This is a genomic window from Colidextribacter sp. OB.20 (assembly GCF_009911595.1).
Taxonomy (GTDB): domain Bacteria; phylum Bacillota; class Clostridia; order Oscillospirales; family Oscillospiraceae; genus Lawsonibacter.
The window spans coordinates 34,535-54,532 of sequence record NZ_QWKG01000008.1; the positions used below are offsets into that span (position 1 = coordinate 34,535).

Here is a 19,998-nt window from a genome sequence, read left to right on the forward strand (position 1 = left end):
TCGCCGTTGTTATTTTCGGCGTTATCAATACAAAGAAATAACCGGCCCCCCTAGCATAGGAAACCGGCATTTCTCCAGATTATAAATCTTTCGAGGAAGAGCCGTGTGACCTGTGCTACCAGGTCAGCCCCTCTTGCGCTTATTATAACAAAGGAGATTTGGTTTGTCAATGGAGAAACGAGAGACATTTTCCTCCCGCCTGGGCTTTGTGCTCATCTCGGCGGGCTGCGCCATCGGTTTAGGCAACGTTTGGCGGTTCCCCTACATTACGGGGAAATACGGAGGAGCGGCTTTTGTGCTGCTGTATCTGCTGTTCCTGGTGATTCTGGGCCTGCCCGTCATGGTGATGGAGCTTGCGGTGGGCCGGGCCAGCCAGCGGAGCATCGCCCTGTCCTTCCAGCGGCTGGAGCCCAAGGGCACCCGCTGGCACTGGTACAGCTATGTGGGCTTCGCCGGCAACTACCTGCTCATGATGTTCTACACCGTTATTGCCGGCTGGCTGCTGTACTACTTCGTCAAAACCCTCCGGGGGGACTTCGCGGGCCTGGACGCCGATGGGGTATCCGGCCAGTTCGTTGACCTGATGGGCGCACCCGGCACAATGACGCTGTATATGATTATCGTGGTGTGCATCGGCATGATCGTCTGCGCCCAGGGCCTGCGCAACGGCGTGGAGCGGGTCAACAAGCTTATGATGCTCTGCCTGCTGGCCCTGATGCTGGTGCTGGCGGTGAACTCCGTCCTGCTCCCCGGAGCGGGCGAGGGCCTGCGGTTTTATCTCCAGCCCAACTTCAGCAACCTGGTTTACGACGCCGATGGGAACTGGATTCTGGGCGAGGCGGTGTTCGCCGCCATGGGTCAGGCCTTCTTCACCCTCTCCCTGGGCATCGGGGCCATCGCCATCTTCGGCAGCTATATTGGCAAGGAGCACCGCCTGGCCGGAGAGGCCCTGCGCATCGGCGTGCTGGACACCTGTGTGGCCTTTGTGGCGGGTCTGATTATCTTCCCCGCCTGCTCCGCCTTCGGCGTATCCACCGGGGAGGGGCCTGCCCTGGTCTTTATGACCCTGCCCAACATCTTCAACCACATGGCTATGGGCCGGCTGTGGGGCGGGCTGTTTTTCCTGTTCCTGTCCTTCGCCGCCCTGTCCACCGTGATTGCCGTCTTTGAGAACATCATTTCCTTCACCATGGATCGGTGGTGGCTGTCCCGGAAAAAGGCAGTGCTCATCAACTTCGTGGGTGTGCTGCTGCTGTCCATGCCCTGCATTCTGGGGTGTAATCTCTGGTCCGGCTTCACCGTATTCGGGATGGACATCTCCGGCATTGAGGACTTCCTGGTCTCTCAGAACATCCTGCCCCTGGGCTCGCTGGTCTATGTGCTGTTCTGCACCAGCAAAAGGGGCTGGGGCTGGAGCCGCTTCCTGGATGAGGCCAACGCGGGAGAGGGCCTGTCCTTCCCCAAGGGGGTCCGGTTCTACGTCACCTATGTTCTGCCCCTGATTGTACTGTTTATCTTCGGCATGGGCTACTGGAACCAGTTCGGAGAATATATTTTGCAGCTCTTCCAATAAAGAGCGGAGGGAGATTATATGGACAAAAAACACAAAAAGGGACAGTTCAGCAGCAGCTGGGGTTTTGTCCTGTCCGCAGTGGGTTCGGCAGTGGGGATGGCTAACGTCTGGGGCTTCCCGTCCAAGATGGGGAGCAACGGCGGCGGCGCTTTTCTGGTGGCCTATCTGATTTTCGTTGTGCTGTTCAGCACAGTGGGCTTGTCGGCGGAGTACGCCGTGGGCCGCCGGGCCCGCACAGGCACTCTGGGCGCCTATGAGATGGCCTGGGCCAGCCGGAAGAAGCTGGGCCGTGCGGGAGGCCTGCTGGGCTGGCTGCCTCTGGCCGGGTCCATGTGCATCGCCCTGGGCTACGCCGTCATCATCTCCTATGTGCTGAAGGCCTTTTCCAACTCCCTCACCGGCGCTCTGATGACGGCAGACACCGCCGTCTGGTTCGAGTCCTTCTCCCTCACGGACTACTCGGTCGTCCCCTTCCACGCCGTGGTAGTGGTGGGCACCCTGCTGACCCTGCTGCTGGGGGCCAAGAGCATCGAGAAGAGCAACAAGGTGATGATGCCCCTGTTTTTCCTCATCTTTGTAATCCTGGCCGTGCGGGTGGCCTTTCTCCCCGGGGCGGCGGAGGGGTATCGGTATATGTTCTCCTTCCGCTGGCACGAGCTGCTCAACCCCATGGTGTGGATCTGGGCCATGGGACAGGCCTTCTTCTCCCTGTCCATCACCGGAAGCGGCATGATTGTCTACGGCGCCTACCTGGACCGGGAGGAGGACGTGGCCGCCCTGGCCCGACAGACTGCCCTATTCGATACCATCGCAGCCCTGGTGGCCGCCCTGGTCATCATCCCGGCCTGCTTCGCCTACGGGCTGGACGTGGGGGCAGGGCCCTCCCTGCTCTTTGTCACCCTGCCCCGGATTTTACAGGATATCCCCCTGGGACAGCTCTTTGCCATTATCCTCTACACCGCCATGGTCTTTGCCGGGGTGAGCTCCCTGCAAAACATGTTTGAGGCGGTGGGCGAATCCCTCCTCCACCGCTTCCCCAGGCTGGCCCGGAGCGCTATGCTGGTCATCCTGTGCGTGGTGTGTCTGGGCATCGGCGTGCACATGGAGCCCATCTTCAAGTGGGGCCCCTGGATGGACATCGTGTCCATCTATATCATCCCCATCGGGGCCACTCTGGGGGCTGTCTCCTGGTTCTGGGTCATGCGGCGGGAGGACCTGATGGACGAGGTCGCCCGGGGAGCGAAGCAGGCGCCCGGTGCCCTGTGGTACCGTGTGGGCCGCTATGTCTACGTCCCCTGTGCCGTTGTGCTGTGCTGTGTCGCTCTGTTCATGAAGGTGGCCTTCTGAGCGGGCGGAGTGCTCAATCCAAAAAACAGCTGCCCTGTTCTGTACAGGGCAGCTGTTTTTCTGTCAGCGGAAATAGACCAGCGGGTCCTCAGGGGGGGCGGCCTTCTCCACGCTCCGGGCGTAGAGCACCACGCCCTCGTCCTCGTAGACGTCGGCGTGCTCCCATTTGATCTCGGCGGTGACGGTGATCCACTCCCCCTTCTTCAGGGAGCGCGCCTTTTCGTATTTGCACAGGAAGCCGAAAAAGCGGATGTCCTCCACGCAGCAGGTCATGGCGTTGCGCCCAGGGACAAAGGACCCCTTGGGCAGCTTCATCCCCGTCATGGCCTGGGCCTTGTAGGTGATGGTCTTGCCCACATAACGCTCCGGGTGCTCCTGGATGTCCAGATACCAGATGCCGTAGTCGGCGTCCTCCAGAACGATGTGGTCCTCCTCCAGGGAGTAGGGCAGGATGTCCTCCACCTCCAGCTCCTCGCCGTTGATGTCCTCAAAGACCACCTCACACATCCGGTTCACCGCCCGGACGGACCGCTTCCAGCCCGACAGGGGCATGTCGGCGGTACAGCGGTTGAAAAGCACCATGTCCGCTCCGGTGACCAGGTCGATGAACATGGACTGCATGTTGGCCAGATACATCTCAAACGTGGAGCCGTCCACCACGTGGATGGCCTGATACAGGCCCCAGCTCCGGGGCAGCCTCAGCTCCGCCAGCAGCTGGCTGGGCCACATGCCGTTGTACTCCATCAGCACCCGCTCGGGCTGGTAACGGCGGTCGACCTCCTTCAAAAACTCGGTGGTCAGCTGGCTCTGGTCCTCAACGGGAATCAGACGGCAGTTGCGTTTAGAGAGAAACTGGGGGTCATACTCCTCCTCCCCATCCTCGCACAGCAGCAGAACGGTGCGCTGGCCGTCGTTGAAGTAGTCCATGTTCAGGGTGTCAGTGAGCAGGGTGGTCTTGCCGGCATCCAGAAAGCCGGTGATTAAATAGAGGGGAATCCGGGAATCAGGCATTGTTGTTCACCTCACAGGGTTGTTGATTGCTCGGCCCCCTTCGCAAAGGGGGCTGTCAGCGAAGCTGACTGGGGGGTTCTTTCAGGGCGTGACCACTGGGCACGCCGAAAAATGGAGACGGCGCGCCGGGTCGTCGCGCCCTACAGCGGGGCTGGCGAATGTAGGGGCGCACCTAGGATCATACCAGCAAAAACAGCTTCTCCAGCTGGTCCTCCTTCAGCTCGGAGCCGATGACGCACAGCCGGCCGGTGTAGTCGGCGGCGCCCTCCCGAATCTCGAACTCCTCGGGGGTCAGGTCGAAGTGGAGCCAGGCGGTCCCGTCCTCGCAGGGGACCATCCCCTTGGCCCGGAGGATATAGCCGTAGTCCTGGGTCATAGCCAGGGCGGACAGGGTCTCCTGGAGCTCCTCCCGGCTGTACCTCCGGGGTGTCTCCCGGCCCCAGGAGGTGAACACCTCGTCGGCGTCGTGGTCGTGGTGATGGTGGTCGTGGCCGCAGCAGCAGTCACAGGTCTCGCTGTCGTGATGGTGCTCATGGTCGTGGTCATGGTGGTGGTCGTGCTCGTGACCGTGCTCATGCTCATGATGATGTTCATGGTCGTGGTGGTGATGGTGGTGGTCCTCGTGCCCGATCTCCTCCATCAGCTCGTGGGCCAGGTCCCGGCCCCCCTCCATGGCGGAGAGAATCTGCGCCCCGGTGAGCTGGTCCCAGGGGGTGGTGAGGATGGCGGCCTTGGGGTTCTTCTCCCGCAGGAGGGCCACGGCGGTGTCCAGCTTCTTCTGGTCGATTTTCTGGGTGCGGGACAGGATGATGGCGCAGGCGTGCTCCACCTGGTCGTTGAAGAACTCGCCAAAATTCTTCATATAGATCTTGGCCTTGCCGGCGTCCACCACGGTGACAAAGCTGTTCAGGTGCAGGTCGGGGGCCTCGGCCTGGACCCGCTCCACGGCGGCCACCACATCGGACAGCTTGCCTACCCCGGAGGGCTCGATGACAATGCGCCCGGGGGCGTAGTCGGCCAGCACCTGCTTCAGGGCCGCGCCGAAGTCCCCCACCAGGGAGCAGCAGATACAGCCGGAGTTCATCTCGGTAATCTCCACCCCGGCGTCCTTCAAAAAGCCGCCGTCGATGCCGATCTCGCCGAACTCGTTCTCAATGAGGACAATCTTCTCCCCCTTGAAGCTCTCGTCCAGCAGCTTCTTGATGAGGGTGGTCTTGCCGGCCCCTAAAAAGCCGGAGATAATGTCGATCTTGGTCAATTTTGTCCATTCCTTTCCGTCTGTTTGTTCCTTTTTTCTTTGAAAAGAAAAAGGAACCGAAAAAAGAAACTTTTGCGCAAAACTTCGTTTTGCTTCTCACTTTACAAGAGAAGCAGGGGTTTCAGGAAAATCAGAGAAAAAACGCAGTTTTTTCGCAATGTTTTTCCTTTGGTTCTTTCCTTTTTTCAAAAAGGAAAGAACATCAGCCCCAAATCAGGCAGATACGCTCCATCAGCCGGCACAGCATTCCGGCGGCCATCTCCCGGGTGCTGGAGTCGACGGGGTCCGCGTCCTCCAGGAGTACTCCCAGCTTGTCCAGGTTGCGGGCGGAGGTCTGCGCCCAGTCGTCGTAGGCGGCATACTCCTCCAGCTCCTCCTCGGTCACAGCCTGGAGACCGAACTCATAGCCGTCCATGCTGGCCCAGATTGCCGTCCGGGACAGGATGGATATCATCTCCTGGAAGCTGACCGCCTCCTCGGGGCCGAAGAGACCGTCGCTGCCGCCCGAGACAAAGTCCATGTCCGCCATGGCGTTCACCGCCCCGGCGTACCACGCACTGTCAGGCACGTCGGCAAATTTCCCCGGCCTTCCGGCGGGCAGGTCCAGCGCTGAGGCCACCAGGGAGCAGAACTGGGCCCGGGTGATGGTCTCAACCGGGTGGAAGTCCCCATCCTCGCAGCCGTTGATGATCTCATAGACCGCCAGGGTGTCAATCTCCCGGGCATAGGGGCTGTCAACGGCGTCGGAGAAGGTGCGGGGGGTGAAGGGCAGGCCCAGCTCCTCCGCCAGGGCGGCGGGGGATACGGGCTGGCACTCCTCCCAGCTCTGTCCGGTGCTGTACAGCAGCCGGGCGGAGGGGGGCAGGGCCTCCAGCAGCTCGGTGAAGGCGGAGACATTCTCCTCCTCCAGAGCCTCGCCCACGTTGACACAGAATCTCTGCCCCGCCAGCTCCAGCTGGAGGTGGTTCTCCGGGGAGGGGGACCAGGCGCAGGACAGCAGCATGGCCGCCCGCTCGGTGTTCTCCGGGGAGATGAGCAGGGTGGGCAGCACGCCGGTGATATAGTTGGTGGCCCCGTCGGGGGCGAAGAAGCGGTAGGCAGTGACCTTCAGGGCCTCGCCGTTCTCCATATAGGGGCAGTTGGTCCCGTTCAGGACCAGCTGGGCGGTGCCCTTGCCGAAGGTGCGCTGCCCCAGGGAGATGCCCGCCCCGTAGGCCCGGATGTCGCCAGCAAAGAGCTCGGCGCCGCTGGCGGAGTGCTCGCTGGTGAGGATAATCACCGGCATATCCGTCAGGTCGGGGTAGTCGGGCAGGGTATAGGTGTAGTTATACCGGCCGGAGCTGTTCCGGAAATAGAGCATGACTCCCCCGCCGGTGAAGAGGCTGGCGGTGGCGGCGGTGGCGCCGCTGTCCCCTCCGGGGTTGGCCCGCAGGTCTACGATCCACACCTCGGCGCTGTCCTCCATGGCCTTGATGGCCGCTCCAAAGGTCTCCGCAGTGGTCTCGCCGAAGCTGATACAGTTGATGTAGCCGGCGCCGTCCCGCTCCTCATAGGTGACGATGGGGATCACCACCGCCCGGCGGGTGAGGGTAAAGTCCAGCCGCTTCCCCTCCCGGACCACCGTGACGGTGAGGTCGGTGCCCTCCTCTCCCACAATCCAGGCCCGGGGGTCGGTATCGGCGGTGAGCTCCCGGCCGTCCACCGCCACCAGGACGTCACCGGCCCTCAGGCCGGCCTCCAGGGCGGGGGAGTCGGGCAGGACGGACATGACCCGGTAGCCATCCGTGTAGGCGGCCTCCACCGTGGCGCCGATCCCCACCACCATCTGGCCGTTCACCATCTGGTTGAAGGTCTCGTACTGCTCAGGGGTCATGTAGATGGTGTAGGGGTCGCCCAGGGCCTCCAGAATGGCCTCCAGAGAGTCCAGCTCCAGAATCTCCTGGGAAATCTCGTCTACATAGTGGTCCGCCAGCAGCTCCTTCGCCTGCTCCAGGGTCAGAGCGGAGGCAGGCGCAGCCGCCAGGGACAGGGTCAGGCACAGGGCCAGCAGCGAGGATAGCAGTTTTTTCATGGTGTTCTCCTTTTGGTATTGTAGGGGGCGGCCCCTGTGCCGTCCCGCAGAATGGGAGGCGGACACACACGGGGCGGTACAGAGACCGCCCCCTACACAGTCCTTATATCTTCGGGTTCCGGCAGGTCATCTCCTCCCGCTTGGGGCCGGTGGAGACCATGGTGATAGGCGCGCCGATTTGGGCCTCCAGGAAATCCACATAGGCCCGGGCATTGGCGGGCAGGGCGTCATAGTCGGTGCAGCCCCGGACGTCGCACCTCCAGCCGGGGAGGGTCTCAAACACCGGCCTCGCCCGGAGCAGGCCGGGGGTGGTCGGAAAGGCCCTGGTAATCTGCCCGTCAATCTCATAGCCGGTGCACACGGGAATCTCATCCAAATAGCCCAGCACGTCCAGGCAGGTGAGGGCCACCTGGGTGGCCCCCTGGACCATGCAGCCGTATTTGGTGGCTACCGCATCGAACCAGCCCACCCGGCGGGGCCGGCCGGTGGTGGCGCCGAACTCGCCCTTGTCGCCTCCCCGGCGGCGCAGCTCATCCCCTGCCTCCCCGGTAACCTCGCTGACAAAGGGCTCGGTGCTGGAGCCCACGCAGGAGGAATAGGCCTTGGTGACGCAGATCACGTCCTCGATGGCGGTTGGGGGCACCGAGGCCCCCACGCAGCCGTAGCCGGCCAGGGTGTGGGAGGAGGTGGTCATGGGGAAGATCCCCAGGTCCGGGTCCTTCATGGAGCCCAGCTGGCCCTCCAGCAGGACGGTCCTGCCCTGGGCCAGCGCCCGGTGGACAAAGGACACCGTATCCCCCACATAGGGCCGGATGCGCTCCCGCAGCTCCAGCAGCTGGCCCATCAGCTCGTCCACGCTCAGCCCGGGCTGGTGGTACAGGTGCTCAAAGAGGACGTTTTTCACCTCCACCGCAGCGGTGAGCCGCTCCCGCAGCCGCCCCTCGTGGAAGAGGTCGCAGACCTGGATGCCCGTCTTGGCATACTTGTCGGAGTAAAAGGGGGCAATGCCGCTTTTGGTGGAACCGAAGGCCCTGCCCCCCAGCCGGGCCTCCTCATAGGTGTCCTGGAGGATGTGGTAGGGCATGAGCAGCTGGGCCCGGTCGGAGACGATCAGCCTGGGCTCGGGCACCCCCTGGGCCTCCACCTGCGCCAGCTCGCCCACCAGCTTTGCGATGTCCAGGGCCACGCCGTTGCCGATGACGTTGGTGACATGGGGGTAGAACACCCCCGAGGGCAGGGTGTGCAGGGCAAACCGGCCGTAGTTGTTGATGATGGTGTGGCCGGCGTTGGCGCCCCCCTGAAAGCGGATGACCACGTCGGACCGTTCGGCCAGCATGTCGGTAATCTTGCCCTTGCCCTCGTCGCCCCAGTTGGCGCCTACAATCGCTTTTACCATATTTGTTACCTCCGGGGACCGGGATTCGCAGCCGCATAAGGGTTTGCCTTTTCCGCCCCCGTAACGGGAACATTATACCCCTTTTCCGGGGCCCTTGCAATATTTTTCCTCTTACAAAAATTCCCTCTTGACAGGACGTATTTTTGCGGTATAATCATAGTACATTAGTTCTATCGAACATTGTTTTTAGGAGGCGCCCTATGGAGCTGCTGGACAAGCTGAATATCCTGGCCGACGCCGCCAAGTACGACGCCGCCTGCACCTCCAGCGGCCTGGACCGCTCCGCCCGTCCGGGGACCATCGGCAGCACCATGCTGGCCGGCTGCTGCCACTCCTTCTCCGCTGACGGCCGGTGCGTCACCCTGCTGAAGGTGCTCCAGACCAACGTGTGCGTCTACGACTGCCAGTACTGCGTCAACCGAAAATCCAACGACACCCCCCGGGCGGCCTTCACCCCGGAGGAGCTGTGCGAGCTGACCATGGGCTTCTACCGCCGGAACTACATTGAGGGGCTGTTCCTCTCCTCGGCGGTGATCCGGAGCCCGGACTACACCACCGAGCTGATGATCCGCACCCTGCGCATCCTTCGGGAGGAGCACCGCTTCGGGGGCTATATCCACGCCAAGGCCATCCCCGGGGCCGACCCTCTCCTCACCCACCGGCTGGGCCTGCTGGCCGACCGGATGAGTGTGAACATTGAGCTGCCCTCCTCTCCCAGCCTGGCCCTTCTCGCCCCGGACAAGAAAAAGGAGGCCATCCTCACCCCTATGGCCCAGATCCGGGACGGCATCACCGCCTCCAGGCAGGAGCTTGCCGTCTACCGCCACGCCCCCCGGTTCGCCCCGGCGGGCCAGTCCACCCAGATGATCGTGGGGGCCACCCCGGAGAGTGACCGGCAGATCCTCACCCTCACCCAGGCCCTATACGACCGCTACCAGCTCAAGCGGGTGTTCTACTCCGCCTATATGCCCGTCTCCTCCAGTCCCCTTCTGCCGGTGGCGGAGGACTTCAAGCCGCCCCTTCTCCGGGAACACCGGCTGTATCAGGCCGACTGGCTGCTGCGGTACTACCACTTCCGGGCGGAGGAGCTTCTGGACGAGTCCCGGCCCGACCTGGACCCGCGCCTGGACCCTAAGTGCTGCTGGGCCCTGCGGCATTTGGAGTTCTTTCCGGTGGAGGTCAACCGGGCGGACTACGAGGCTCTCCTCCGGGTGCCCGGGCTGGGGGTGCGGTCGGCCAAACGCATCCTCCGAGCCCGGCGGGTGGGTCCACTGAATTTCGAGGGGCTGAAGCGGCTGGGGGTGGTCCTTAAGCGAGCTCAGTATTTTCTCACCTGCTCCGGCCGGATGATGGAGGGCCTGCGGGTCAGCCAGGACGGTCTGCTCCGCCGGCTGGTTGCCCTGGAGGCCCCCGCCCTGGCCGGCCCGGAGCCGGAGCAGCTGTCGCTGTTTGACAGCGCCGTGTAGGGGCGGATATTATCCGCCCGTTCTGCCGGCATACACCGCATCATCCTGCGGGCGGATGATATCCGCCCCTACAGGGTGTCATGTATTCTGATGATTGCTTTCGGTTTAGCAGGCGCTTTGCAGGGCGCGACGACCCGGCGCGCCGTCTTTTAGGTTTAGCAGCCGCTTTAGACGGCGGGCCGAGGTCGTCCCGCCCTACATCCGGTTTTATGGAGGGAGGTGCACCCCATGTCCTGGACCCAGGTCTGTTACCAATACGACGGCAGCTACCCCGGCTTTCTCACCTGCGTGTTCGACAGCTGGACCAGCCGGGAGGAGCCGGTGGAGTTCCGCACCCCGGAGGACATGTGCTGCTCCCTCTACCCCCTGCGGACGGTGGAGACCGACCAGGCCCGCGCCCTGCGGGTATACCGCTCCTTCGCCAAATTCGGGACGGAGGGCCAGCGGCTGGCGGTGCGGACCTTTCTCACCTGCCTGCCGGACAGGGAGCTTTGGCTGTGGCGCTATCTCCGCCTGGCCTACGCTCAGGGGCCCGCAATCGTCCGGAACCTCACCGACCCCACGGTGGACAAGGTGCGCAAGGCGGTGTGGCACCTGGAGCACGAGGCCCACATGTACAAGGGCTTCACCCGGTTCTCCGACCTGGAGGGAGTGCTGGCGGGGGAGATCGAGCCCAAAAACCGGGTCCTCCCCCTGCTCCGGCCCCACTTCTGCGGCCGCTACCCCCAGGAGCGCTTCGTTCTCCACGACCGGACCCACAGGGAGGCGCTCTTTCACCAGCCCGGCCCCCGGGGGAGCGCCATTCTGCCGGTGGAGGACTTCTCCCTGGGCCCCGCCGGAACGGAGGAGCTGGCCTATCGGAAGCTGTGGCGGGCCTTCTACGACACCATCGCCATCCAGGGCCGGTACAACCCCAAATGCCGCATGACCAACATGCCCAAGCGGTACTGGGCCATGATGACCGAGTTTCAGGAGGATTACGGCACCGCCCTGCCAGAGGTAAGGTAGGGGGCGGCCTCCGCGCCGCCCCGCTGGCAATCGTATTTTTTCGGGGCGCCCGGAGGCCGCCCCTGCTTGTACTTCCAGGCGAAACGGGGTATAATTCCCCCATGTAAACCGCCGGTTGACAAAAAACAAGCCCCCGGTTGGTGGCGGACGGGCGGTTTCTGGTGGTATGTTGGAGGCGAAAGGAGGGCGAATATCATGACAATCGGACAACGCATCGCCCAAAAGCGCAAGGAGCTGGGCCTGTCCCAGGAGGGGCTGGGGGAGCAGCTGGGGGTATCCCGGCAGGCCATCTACAAATGGGAGTCTGACGCCTCCCTGCCCGAGATCGACAAGCTCATCACCCTGAGCAGGATTTTCTCTGTCCCGGTGGGCTGGCTGCTGGGGGTGGAAGAGACTACGCCTGAAACGGTCAGCCCGGACCAGGAGAAGCTGGTGGAGGACATCCTGTCCCGCTACCAGGCCGCCCAGCCCGAGCCCCGGAAGTCGGTGTGGGACCAGTGGTCGGTGCGCTTTCTCTTCGCCATGTGCGGCATTATGATCGCTCTGCTTGTCGGCACCAGCAGCAAGATCAGGGAGATGGAGCAGCAGTACAACGGCCTGCACGACTCCATATACAACGTACAGAGCTCTGTGGACCGGCAGATCAGCTCCATCACCGGCCGGGTGGAGAACATCCTGAAAAGCCAGAACAATCTGACGGCGGAGTGGTCCGCCGATCCAGTCTCCACCGACCTCCGGGCCAACACCGTCACCTTTCAGATTCGGGTGGTGCCCCGGACCTATGTGGAGGGGATGACAGCCCTGTTCGTGGCCTGCAGCGGGGAGGACACCGTGGAGCTGCCGGTGGATCCGGGGGCGGACCACGCCTTTACTGGGCAGATCACCTGCCCCCTCTCCGACCAGATCGACTTGTCGGCAGTGCTCATCACCGGAGACAAGCGGGAGACTCAATGGCTGGACGACTTCTATGACCTGTACAGCAGCACCTTACCTGATCTCTTTGTGAGCAGCACACTCTGGCTTGAGGGAAGGGACGGCGTTTTGGCCCACCAGATATCCACGGAAGGCGACGTCAGGCAGGGGCTCAAGGTTCTGGACAATCGCGACCAGTATCGCGGAGCTCTGAGCTGGTATCCCCAGCCCCCCGCCGAGCTTCAGGTGGGTCTGTTTCAGGACCGGAAGCTGCTCCTGTGGTATCAGGGCGGCATAGAGACCACAAGCCGGAACGGAACGCCCACGGAGGAGTATATCTGGCGGCGGCCCCAGGACGTCACCCTGGAGCCCGGTCACCAGTACTGTGAGGCGGCCGTCTATACCGACGAGTATGGCCGGCAGCGGGTTTATCCCGGCGAGGTGCGGGTCTATGACGAAGCGAGCGGGAACTAGCTGCCCTCCACGCCCTGGGTCGACGGTCTGACAGACTGGGAATTTTAAGAAATTCTCCTCTGAAAATTGTCAAAGGGACTTGTACGCGCCCCATATCCTGTGGTATAATGGTATTAGAATTACCCCCGAGCACAACAGGAGGTATGCGCCATGAAATGTCCTTACTGCGGTTATCTGGAGAGCAAGGTGGTGGATTCCCGTCCCGCCGACGAGGGGTCAAGCATCCGCCGCCGCCGGGAGTGCCTGTCCTGCCACAAGCGCTTTACCACCTATGAGACGGTGGAGAGCCTGCCCCTGATGGTGGTCAAAAAGGACGGCAGCCGCCAGAGCTTCGACCGGAACAAGGTGCTGGGCGGCCTGATCCGCGCCTGTGAGAAACGACCGGTGTCCTATCAGACCCTGGAAAATACCGTAATGGAGATTGAGCAGGCCCTGCAGAACCAGATGGACCGGGAGGTCAGCTCCGCCCAGATCGGCGAGCTGGTGATGGAGCGTCTGAAAAAGCTGGACGAGGTGGCCTATGTCCGCTTCGCCTCGGTCTACCGCCAGTTCAAGGACATCAACACCTTCATGACCGAGCTCAACAAGCTCCTGGAGGATAAATGAGCAAAGCGCCCCGCGTCAGCGGGGCGCTTCTATGTTCTCCTTGGGCAGCTTTTCCCAGGAAAAGAGGGGCAGCAGCTCTTGGGGGGTGGCCGCCTCAGGGCGGTCGGTGAGGCGGGCGGCGTGAGCCAGCAGACCCACCAGCTGGGGGGCGGTGTACTCCTCCTGAAGCCGGCCCAGCTCCAGGTCCCGGTCCCGCTTGGCCAGCCGCCGGCCGTCGGGGGCCAGGAGAAGGGGCAGGTGGCCGTATTCCGGGTGAGGCAGGCCCAGCCGGTCCTGGAGCCACAGCTGCCGGGGGGTGGAGGACAGCAGGTCCCTCCCCCGCACCACCTGATTGACCCCCATGATGGCGTCGTCCACCACCACGGCCAGCTGGTAGGCAAACACCCCGTCGGACCGGCGGAGGATGAAGTCCCCGCACTCCCGTTTTAAGTCCTCCCTGTAATTCTTCTGGAGCAAATCACAAAAAGTAATCGTCTTTTCCGGAACCCGGACCCGCCAGGCGGGGCGGCGGGACTTGGACAGCTCCGCCCGCTCCTCCGCCGTCAGCCGGGCGCACCGGCCGTTATAGACAGCCGTCCCGTCGGACTGGTGGGGGGCGGAGGCGGCCAGCCGCTCCGCCCGGGTACAGAAGCAGGGGTAAATGAGCCCCTGCCCCTCCAGCTCCCGGAAGGCCGCCGCATAGCTTGCGGTCCGTTCAGACTGGTATACCGGCTGTCCGTCCCAGTCCAGGCCCAGCCACTCCAGGTCCCGCATAATCTGGTCGCAGTACTCCCGGCGGCACCTGTCTGGGTCCAGGTCCTCCAGCCGGAGGACTATCTCCCCGCCGGCGCTCCGGGCGGCCAGCCAGGCCAGCAGGCAGGACCACAGGTTGCCCAGGTGCATCCGCCCGCTGGGGCTGGGGGCGAAGCGCCCCCGGACAGCCTCCGCCATTTTTACAGAGCCATGCGGTAGATGGCCGCCATGTCTGCCTCATACAGAACCTTGATGGCGCCCTTGCTGCCGCCGGTGGCCTGGGCGCAGGACTTGGCCATCTGGAGAATCTGCTCCTCGGTGGGGGCGATTCCCAGCTCCCGCAGGTTGGTGGGCATGGCGATGCTGCGGTAGAAGTCCTCCATGGCGGCGATGCCCTTCAGGGCGGTCTCCTCGTCGCTGGCCCCGGGGGTCACACCCATGACGTTGACGGCATACTTTACAAACCTGGGCAGATTGTCCTTGTAGACATACCGGGCCCAGCTGGACCAGACAGCCGCCAGACCGGCACCGTGGGTGACGTCAAACATGCCGCCCAGCTCGTGCTCCAGCATGTGGGTAGTCCAGTCGCCCCCCTCGGTGCCGCAGCCGGTCAGGCCGTTGTGCGCCAGGGAGCCGGCCCACATGACCTCCGCCCGGGCCTCGTAGTTCTTCGGGTCCTGGTGGAGAACCTGGGCGTACTTCATCACGGTGCGCATCAGGGCCTCAGCCAGGCCGTCGGTCAGCTCCATGGGATGGTCCACGCCGGTGAAATACCGCTCCATGGTGTGCATGATGATGTCGGCGCAGCCCGACTGAGTCTGGTAATCCGGCAGGGTCATGGTGAGCTCCGGGTCCATGACGGTGAATTTGGGCCGGCTGATGTCGTCGTTGTAGGCCCGCTTCTCCCCGGTATCCTGGTTGGTGATTACGCAGCTGTTGCTCATCTCGCTGCCCGCGGCGGCGATAGTCAGAATGGAGGCAACCGGCAGGCAGGCCCTGGCCTCCCGGACGTGCTGGAACAGCTCCCACACGTCCTTGTCCGGCTCGCCCAGGCCGTAGGCGATGGCCTTGGCGGAGTCGATGACTGAGCCTCCTCCCACTGCCAGGATAAAGTCCACCCCGGCCTCCCTGCACAGGGCGATGCCCTCCCGCACCTTGTCCAGGTGGGGGTTGGGCACCACGCCGCCCAGCTCCACGTGGGCCACGCCGGCCCTGTCCAGGGCGGCCTTGGTCCGGTCAATGAGCCCGGACTTCACCGCGCTCTGGCCGCCGTAATGGATGAGCACCTTGGTGGCTCCTGCCTGCTTGACCAGCTCCCCGGCCTGGTCCGCGCCGCCCCGGCCAAAGACTACCTCTGTGGGGGTGTAGTAGATAAAGTTTTCCATGATTAAAGACTTCCTTTCTCAATATAGAATGATCGGTGAGATCGAATCTCCGCAATTTTGTTCCTTTTTCTTGAAAGAAAAAGGAACCGAAAAAGAACTTTAGCGGAAAACTGCGTTTTGCTTACTCGTCCTCATATTCCGCCAGCGCATCCCGGAGAAACTCCAGGTCCTTGTCGTCCAGAGCGTGGAGCCCGGCGGTTTCCTCCAGGTGGTGGGTGAACTCGTGGGCCACGGTGGCGAAGATTTCGTCCCTCCAGCCCTCCTCGTCCTCATCTCTGAGCAGGGCGGCGAAGGAGCCGTAGTACAGCACAATATAACGGCCCAGATTGCTGTGGACGTACTCCCCCATGATATACATCTCGCCCGGGGGGAAGGCCGGGTCTGGGTTGGCTTTTTCCTCCAGCTGGATGCCCCCGTCCAGGTCCTCGAAAAAGGCCTCCGGAAACTCCTGGGCAATCGCCTCCAGCCAGTCGCCCATTTGGTCGTAGGTGGGGGTCATATCTTCACTCCTCATGTGGGGCCCGCCGCCCTCGGCGGGCCAACAGTCTATTCAGGATGACCCGCCCAGGGGGGCGGGTCCCACGTTGTTTCTTTGTAGGGGCGGACATTGTCCGCCCGCCGTATTCCGGACCTGTTTCATGCGGGCGCACAATGTGCGCCCCTACACCGGCGACAGGTCCGCCTTCCGCCGCAGCAGGGACAGGGGCGGGACCTGCCGGGGCAGCCTCATGCGGAAAACCATCTGGGGGGTGCGGACCTCCTCCAGGGGGAGGCCTTCCCCGTCCCACAGCCCCTCCACGGTAAGGGCCTGGGGCCGGACGTCGGGGCCCACCAGCTCCAGGGCGTCGCCCACCCGGAACTTATTATTCAGGGTCAGGACAGCGTTCCCCTCCCCGTCGCAGGACTGCACCTTGGCCACGATCTGCCAGTCCCGGACATACCGGGCGTTCTCGGTGAACTGCCCCGGCTGGCCGTAGAAGAAGCCGGTGGAGTAGTGCCGGTGGCTGATGTGCTCCACCTCGTCCCGCCATACCGGGTCCAGGGGGACCCCTGCTGCTGCGGCGTCAATGGCGTGGCGGTAGGCCCCGGTGACGACGGCGGCATAGTAGGCCGACTTGGCCCGCCCCTCCAGCTTCACCGAATCCACCCCGGCCTCCGCCAGCTCTCCCATATGGTCAATCATACACATATCCCGGGAGTTCATGATGTAGGTCTCCCCGTTCTCCTCATAAACGGGAAAATACTCCCCCGGCCGCTTCTCCTCCATGAGGGCGTACTGATAGCGGCAGGGCTGGGCGCAGGAGCCCCGGTTGGAGTCCCGGCCGGTCATATAGTTGGACAGCAGGCACCGCCCGGAGTAGCTGACGCACATGGCTCCATGGGCAAAGACCTCCAGCTCCAGCTCAGGGGGCGTCCTGGCCCGGATTTCCCTGATCTCCTCCAGAGACATCTCCCGGGCCAAAATTACCCGGCCGGCCCCCAGCTCGTGCCATGCCCGGGCGGACTGGTAGTTCACTACGCTGGCCTGGGTGGAAATGTGGACCTGGACGTGGGGGGCGTACCGCTTCGTCAGGGCCAGAACGCCCACATCAGCTAAAATGACGGCGTCCACCCCCAGCTCCTCCAGATACTCCAGCCACTCCGGCAGGCGGCAGACTTCGCCGTTCCGGGGCATGGTGTTGCAGGTGACATGGACCCGCACCTCCCGGGCACGACAGAGTGCCACCGCCCGTTTCAGCTCCTCGGGAGAAAAGTTTCCGGCAAAGGCCCGCATTCCAAAGGTGTTCCCCGCCAGATAGACGGCGTCTGCCCCGTAGGCCACCGCCATCTCCAGCCGTTCCATGTCCCCCGCCGGGGCGAGGAGCTCAAGGCTCTTCATGACAAATCTCTCCTTAAAAAAGGCCCCCTTCGCAAAGGGGGCTCCCGCAAAGCGGGCGGGGGTTTTCTCCTAACGAGACAGATGCGTTTCGATAGGGGAAAACCCTCCGTCATTTGCTCCGCAAATGCCACCTCCCTTTTCAAAGGGAGGCTTTTCCTTCCACACTAGCCCTTGTACCGCTCCTGGCTGGCGATGAACTTTTGCAGCTGGTCGTAGGTCTTGAAGAAGTGGTGGGTCTTGTCGTCGCCCAGAGCATAGTAATAATTGTCGCTGTCCGCCGGGTTCATGGCGGCCACAATGGACTCCATGCCCGGGTTCGCGATAGGTCCGGGGGGCAGGCCCTTATACTTGTAGGTGTTGTAAGGGGAGTCGATCTCCCGGTCGGCGGCGGTGGGCTCCTTGCCGCCGTTGATATACACCAGGGTGGCGTCGATCTGAAGGTAGCCCTGGGTGCCGGCGTCGGGGTGCTTCAGCCGGTTGTGGATGACGGCGGAAATCTCCGTGCGGTCCGAGCCGGTGGTCTCCCGCTCGATGAGGGAGGCGATGGTGAGAATCTCCCGAAGGCTGTATTCAGAGGCGGCGATCTTCTCCCGCATGTCGTCGGTGACCTGACTGTCAAAAAAGACCATCAGCTTGTTCAGCGCCAGGACCGGGTCGTGGGGAGTATAGAAGTCGTAGGTCGAGGGCATGAGATAGCCCTCCAGCCGGTGGTAGTCTCCCAGGGGGATATCCTGAAGGAAGGAGAAGGCGTAGTCGTGATTGGCGGCAGTCTCACGCAGCTCCTCCACTGAGGAGGCGGCCCCCTTCTCCACCAGCAGGGCGAAAATCTGGTCGATGTTATAGCCCTCCGGGATGCTCACCCGGACCTGGGAGCGGTTGGCGGAGTTGGCCCGGATACCGGCCAGCAGGGCACGGTAGTCCATGTCGGTGTTCAGGGTGTAGGTCCCCGGGGAAAAGCTGTCCTTTTTGTGGGTGATGGACGCGAAGATGTTGAAGAGCAGCTTATACTCGATCAGCTCCTCCTTCTCCATCCGGTTCACTACATCCTCAAAGTCGTCCTCCGGGGTGATGGTGAAGGTGACCTCCTTAAAGTCCTTCTTCAGCGCCAGCACGTCCTCCGCCATCCGCCAGCCCACGCAGGCCAGCAGAACCGACAGGCCGATGACCGCCGTCACATACAGCAGCACCAGGGCGGCAGTGCGGCCCGCAGAGCGGCGTTTTTTCTTTCTGGGCCGGCGGGAGTGCTCCCCCTGAGGGCGGTCAGAGCGGCCGCTCCCCCCCTGCTCCCCGTGGGAGGAGGGGGCCCGGTGCTCGCCGCGCCGCTGGCCGGACTGGTGGTAATAGTTCTCCTGAGACATTCAGGTCAGCTCCTAACAATTTTCCCCTGAGGGCTGTCACCAGGGACAAACAGGGGCCATAGAATAGTACAGAACGCGGGGACAGCGTCCCGGCGGAATCAAGTGAGGTGAAATGTTATGTTCTGTGGGAACAACGGTTGGGGCGGCAACAGCGCGCTGTGGATCATCATCCTGATTATCATCCTCTTCGGCTGGGGCGGCAACGGCTGCGGCAACAACTGCGGCTGCAACAACGGCTGTGGCTGCAACAACGGCTGCGGCTGCAACAATGACTGTGGCTGCGGCTGCGACAACGACTGCGGCTGCTGACTACACAGCGAAAGGGGCGGGAGCGGGTCTCCCGCTTCTTTCCCTGTCCTCAGAAGGACAGGCTCTCCTCCTCGGTGACCAGCAGGTCTGCCCGGGCATCGTGCGCCTCTACCGGCACCCGGTCCTGGAGGACCACCCCCCGGCACAGGCCGATTTTCACTCCGGAAAAGCCCTCCAGCCAGCGGTCGTAATACCCGCCGCCAAAGCCCAGGCGATACCCCCGCCTGTCATAGCACAGGGCGGGGACCAGCGCAAGGCCGATCTCCTCCCGGGGCAGCAGGGGACAGTCCTCCCCCGGCTCCAGGATGCCGAAGGAGGCCTTCACCAGGGGCCTGTCCGGAGCATAGCGGCGCACCTCCATCCGGCGCTCTGGCAGCATCCGGGGCAGGCCCACCGTCTTGCCCCGGCGGACCAGCTCGCCGATGAGGCGGGCGGTGTCCGGCTCTCTAGCGGGAATCCCCTGGAAGGCAAAGACGGTTTTGGCCTCCTTCACCTGGGGCAGAGCCAGAAAGCGGGTGAAGAGGGCATCGTCGCTGCGGACAAGCTCCTCTGGGGTCAGGGCGGCCAGCCGCTCCCGCACCCGGCGGCGCAGCTCCCCCTTCTCCAGGTCAATAGTAGATGGCACTGCGCACTTGCTGAGCCGCACCCTTGCCCTCCAGAGCCTCGATGAGGGCCAGTCCGAAGTCGAAGGCGGCCCCGGCGGCCCGGCCGGTGATGATCTTGCCGTCTCTTATCTCGCCTGGCGCCGTCTGCACCAGGGCTCCGGTGAGCTGATCCTCCATGCCGGGGTAGCAGATAGCCTTTTTGCCCTCCAGCAGGCCCCAGCGGCCCAGGAGGGTAGGGGCGGCACAGATGGCGGCTACCCAGATGTCCCGCTTGACCGCCTCCCGGACCAGCGCCTCCACCCGGGGGTCCTTCCCCAGGTTCTTATACCCCGGCCCGCCCCCGGGCAGGACCACCATGTCCATTTTGGACAGGTCTACCTCGTCCAGGGTCACGTCGGCGGTGACGGTGATGCCGTGGCTGCCCGGGACGGGCTCTCCGGTGACGGACACCAGCGCCGTCTCGATCCCCGCCCGGCGCAGCAGGTCGGCGGGGGCCAGGGCCTCGATCTCCTCAAAGCCGGGGGCTAACAGAATGTATACCATCCTTTTGTCCTCCTAAAATCAAAATGATATTGGGGCACATCTCTGTAGGGGCGGACACTGTCCGC

18 protein-coding genes are annotated in these 19,998 nt (G+C 63.3%); 7 read left to right on the forward strand and 11 right to left on the reverse strand.

All coding sequences use genetic code 11. The features are described from left to right. Nucleotides 1-169: 169 nt before the first annotated feature. Both D1641_RS03235 and D1641_RS03240 read left to right on the forward strand, forming a co-directional pair. Nucleotides 170-1,573: a sodium-dependent transporter gene (locus D1641_RS03235; protein ID WP_160662963.1), complete on the forward strand. Its 1,404-nt coding sequence runs from the start codon at nucleotides 170-172 to the stop codon at nucleotides 1,571-1,573. Nucleotides 1,574-1,591: 18 nt separating this feature from the next. Beyond that, a complete protein-coding gene (locus D1641_RS03240; protein WP_160662964.1) occupies nucleotides 1,592-2,920 on the forward strand; it encodes a sodium-dependent transporter in 1,329 nt (442 codons plus the stop codon). Between the two features lie 63 nt (nucleotides 2,921-2,983). Here the strand turns inward: D1641_RS03240 and D1641_RS03245 are convergent, their stop codons facing one another. From D1641_RS03245 to D1641_RS03260, 4 genes are all read right to left on the reverse strand, one after another. After that, the gene (locus D1641_RS03245; RefSeq protein WP_160662965.1) at nucleotides 2,984-3,931 is read right to left on the reverse strand and encodes a GTP-binding protein; all 948 of its coding nucleotides are present in this window, start codon (nucleotides 3,929-3,931) and stop codon (nucleotides 2,984-2,986) included. Nucleotides 3,932-4,109: 178 nt separating this feature from the next. Further along, on the reverse strand, nucleotides 4,110-5,189 hold the full coding sequence (locus D1641_RS03250) for a CobW family GTP-binding protein (RefSeq protein WP_160662966.1): 1,080 nt from the start codon (nucleotides 5,187-5,189) through the stop codon (nucleotides 4,110-4,112). 202 nt (nucleotides 5,190-5,391) lie between these two features. Further along, nucleotides 5,392-7,260, reverse strand: coding sequence for a S41 family peptidase (locus D1641_RS03255; protein ID WP_160662967.1), 1,869 nt, complete (start codon nucleotides 7,258-7,260; stop codon nucleotides 5,392-5,394). Between the two features lie 103 nt (nucleotides 7,261-7,363). Next, nucleotides 7,364-8,656: an adenylosuccinate synthase gene (locus tag D1641_RS03260; RefSeq protein WP_160662968.1), complete on the reverse strand. Its 1,293-nt coding sequence runs from the start codon at nucleotides 8,654-8,656 to the stop codon at nucleotides 7,364-7,366. A gap of 200 nt (nucleotides 8,657-8,856) precedes the next feature. Between D1641_RS03260 and D1641_RS03265 the strand changes: the two genes are divergently transcribed. The 4 genes from D1641_RS03265 to nrdR all read left to right on the forward strand — a co-directional run bounded on the left by D1641_RS03265 (nucleotide 8,857) and on the right by nrdR (nucleotide 13,122). Further along, complete coding sequence (locus tag D1641_RS03265) at nucleotides 8,857-10,122, forward strand: putative DNA modification/repair radical SAM protein (RefSeq protein ID WP_160662969.1); 1,266 nt, start codon at nucleotides 8,857-8,859, stop codon at nucleotides 10,120-10,122. A 228-nt stretch (nucleotides 10,123-10,350) separates the two neighbouring features. Further along, nucleotides 10,351-11,130 (forward strand): TIGR03915 family putative DNA repair protein, encoded by a 780-nt coding sequence (locus tag D1641_RS03270; protein WP_160662970.1) that lies wholly within the window; start codon nucleotides 10,351-10,353, stop codon nucleotides 11,128-11,130. A 195-nt stretch (nucleotides 11,131-11,325) separates the two neighbouring features. Next, nucleotides 11,326-12,516, forward strand: coding sequence for a helix-turn-helix transcriptional regulator (locus D1641_RS03275; RefSeq protein WP_160662971.1), 1,191 nt, complete (start codon nucleotides 11,326-11,328; stop codon nucleotides 12,514-12,516). Between the two features lie 150 nt (nucleotides 12,517-12,666). Further along, complete coding sequence (gene nrdR, locus D1641_RS03280; RefSeq protein WP_160662972.1) at nucleotides 12,667-13,122, forward strand: transcriptional regulator NrdR; 456 nt, start codon at nucleotides 12,667-12,669, stop codon at nucleotides 13,120-13,122. 15 nt (nucleotides 13,123-13,137) lie between these two features. Here the strand turns inward: nrdR and gluQRS are convergent, their stop codons facing one another. The 5 genes from gluQRS to mltG all read right to left on the reverse strand — a co-directional run bounded on the left by gluQRS (nucleotide 13,138) and on the right by mltG (nucleotide 18,476). Then, nucleotides 13,138-14,052 (reverse strand): tRNA glutamyl-Q(34) synthetase GluQRS, encoded by a 915-nt coding sequence (gene gluQRS, locus D1641_RS03285; RefSeq protein ID WP_160662973.1) that lies wholly within the window; start codon nucleotides 14,050-14,052, stop codon nucleotides 13,138-13,140. Between the two features lie 2 nt (nucleotides 14,053-14,054). After that, entirely contained in the window at nucleotides 14,055-15,239 is a 1,185-nt protein-coding gene (locus D1641_RS03290; RefSeq protein ID WP_160662974.1) for an iron-containing alcohol dehydrogenase, read from the reverse strand. A 121-nt stretch (nucleotides 15,240-15,360) separates the two neighbouring features. Then, a complete protein-coding gene (locus tag D1641_RS03295) occupies nucleotides 15,361-15,738 on the reverse strand; it encodes a metallopeptidase family protein (RefSeq protein WP_160662975.1) in 378 nt (125 codons plus the stop codon). 162 nt (nucleotides 15,739-15,900) lie between these two features. Beyond that, nucleotides 15,901-17,118, reverse strand: coding sequence for a U32 family peptidase (locus D1641_RS03300; RefSeq protein WP_160662976.1), 1,218 nt, complete (start codon nucleotides 17,116-17,118; stop codon nucleotides 15,901-15,903). A gap of 164 nt (nucleotides 17,119-17,282) precedes the next feature. Continuing rightward, entirely contained in the window at nucleotides 17,283-18,476 is a 1,194-nt protein-coding gene (gene mltG, locus D1641_RS03305; RefSeq protein ID WP_160662977.1) for an endolytic transglycosylase MltG, read from the reverse strand. A gap of 117 nt (nucleotides 18,477-18,593) precedes the next feature. On the opposite strand from mltG, the gene D1641_RS03310 reads away from it, so the two are divergent. After that, nucleotides 18,594-18,785, forward strand: a complete 192-nt coding sequence (locus D1641_RS03310) for a hypothetical protein (RefSeq protein ID WP_160662978.1) — start codon at nucleotides 18,594-18,596, stop codon at nucleotides 18,783-18,785. A gap of 49 nt (nucleotides 18,786-18,834) precedes the next feature. Here D1641_RS03310 and D1641_RS03315 read toward each other — a convergent pair whose 3' ends face one another. After that, nucleotides 18,835-19,431 (reverse strand): 5-formyltetrahydrofolate cyclo-ligase, encoded by a 597-nt coding sequence (locus D1641_RS03315; RefSeq protein ID WP_347707377.1) that lies wholly within the window; start codon nucleotides 19,429-19,431, stop codon nucleotides 18,835-18,837. Further along, nucleotides 19,394-19,933 (reverse strand): DJ-1 family glyoxalase III, encoded by a 540-nt coding sequence (locus D1641_RS03320; protein WP_160662979.1) that lies wholly within the window; start codon nucleotides 19,931-19,933, stop codon nucleotides 19,394-19,396. The genes D1641_RS03315 and D1641_RS03320 overlap by 38 nt, the downstream gene beginning before the upstream one ends. Nucleotides 19,934-19,998: the final 65 nt, after the last annotated feature.

Excerpts from the sequence above, each read along its gene's own strand:
- D1641_RS03310 (WP_160662978.1), top strand. The coding sequence starts at position 18,594 with ATGTTCTGTGGGAACAACGGTTGGGGCGGCAACAGCGCGCTGTGGATC.
- D1641_RS03240 (WP_160662964.1), top strand. The coding sequence starts at position 1,592 with ATGGACAAAAAACACAAAAAGGGACAGTTCAGCAGCAGCTGGGGTTTT.
- D1641_RS03300 (WP_160662976.1), bottom strand. The coding sequence starts at position 17,118 with ATGAAGAGCCTTGAGCTCCTCGCCCCGGCGGGGGACATGGAACGGCTG.
- D1641_RS03290 (WP_160662974.1), bottom strand. The coding sequence starts at position 15,239 with ATGGAAAACTTTATCTACTACACCCCCACAGAGGTAGTCTTTGGCCGG.
- D1641_RS03265 (WP_160662969.1), top strand. The coding sequence starts at position 8,857 with ATGGAGCTGCTGGACAAGCTGAATATCCTGGCCGACGCCGCCAAGTAC.
- D1641_RS03270 (WP_160662970.1), top strand. The coding sequence starts at position 10,351 with ATGTCCTGGACCCAGGTCTGTTACCAATACGACGGCAGCTACCCCGGC.
- mltG (WP_160662977.1), bottom strand. The coding sequence starts at position 18,476 with ATGTCTCAGGAGAACTATTACCACCAGTCCGGCCAGCGGCGCGGCGAG.
- D1641_RS03260 (WP_160662968.1), bottom strand. The coding sequence starts at position 8,656 with ATGGTAAAAGCGATTGTAGGCGCCAACTGGGGCGACGAGGGCAAGGGC.
- D1641_RS03295 (WP_160662975.1), bottom strand. The coding sequence starts at position 15,738 with ATGACCCCCACCTACGACCAAATGGGCGACTGGCTGGAGGCGATTGCC.
- D1641_RS03320 (WP_160662979.1), bottom strand. The coding sequence starts at position 19,933 with ATGGTATACATTCTGTTAGCCCCCGGCTTTGAGGAGATCGAGGCCCTG.
- nrdR (WP_160662972.1), top strand. The coding sequence starts at position 12,667 with ATGAAATGTCCTTACTGCGGTTATCTGGAGAGCAAGGTGGTGGATTCC.
- D1641_RS03275 (WP_160662971.1), top strand. The coding sequence starts at position 11,326 with ATGACAATCGGACAACGCATCGCCCAAAAGCGCAAGGAGCTGGGCCTG.
- D1641_RS03245 (WP_160662965.1), bottom strand. The coding sequence starts at position 3,931 with ATGCCTGATTCCCGGATTCCCCTCTATTTAATCACCGGCTTTCTGGAT.
- D1641_RS03235 (WP_160662963.1), top strand. The coding sequence starts at position 170 with ATGGAGAAACGAGAGACATTTTCCTCCCGCCTGGGCTTTGTGCTCATC.
- gluQRS (WP_160662973.1), bottom strand. The coding sequence starts at position 14,052 with ATGGCGGAGGCTGTCCGGGGGCGCTTCGCCCCCAGCCCCAGCGGGCGG.
- D1641_RS03255 (WP_160662967.1), bottom strand. The coding sequence starts at position 7,260 with ATGAAAAAACTGCTATCCTCGCTGCTGGCCCTGTGCCTGACCCTGTCC.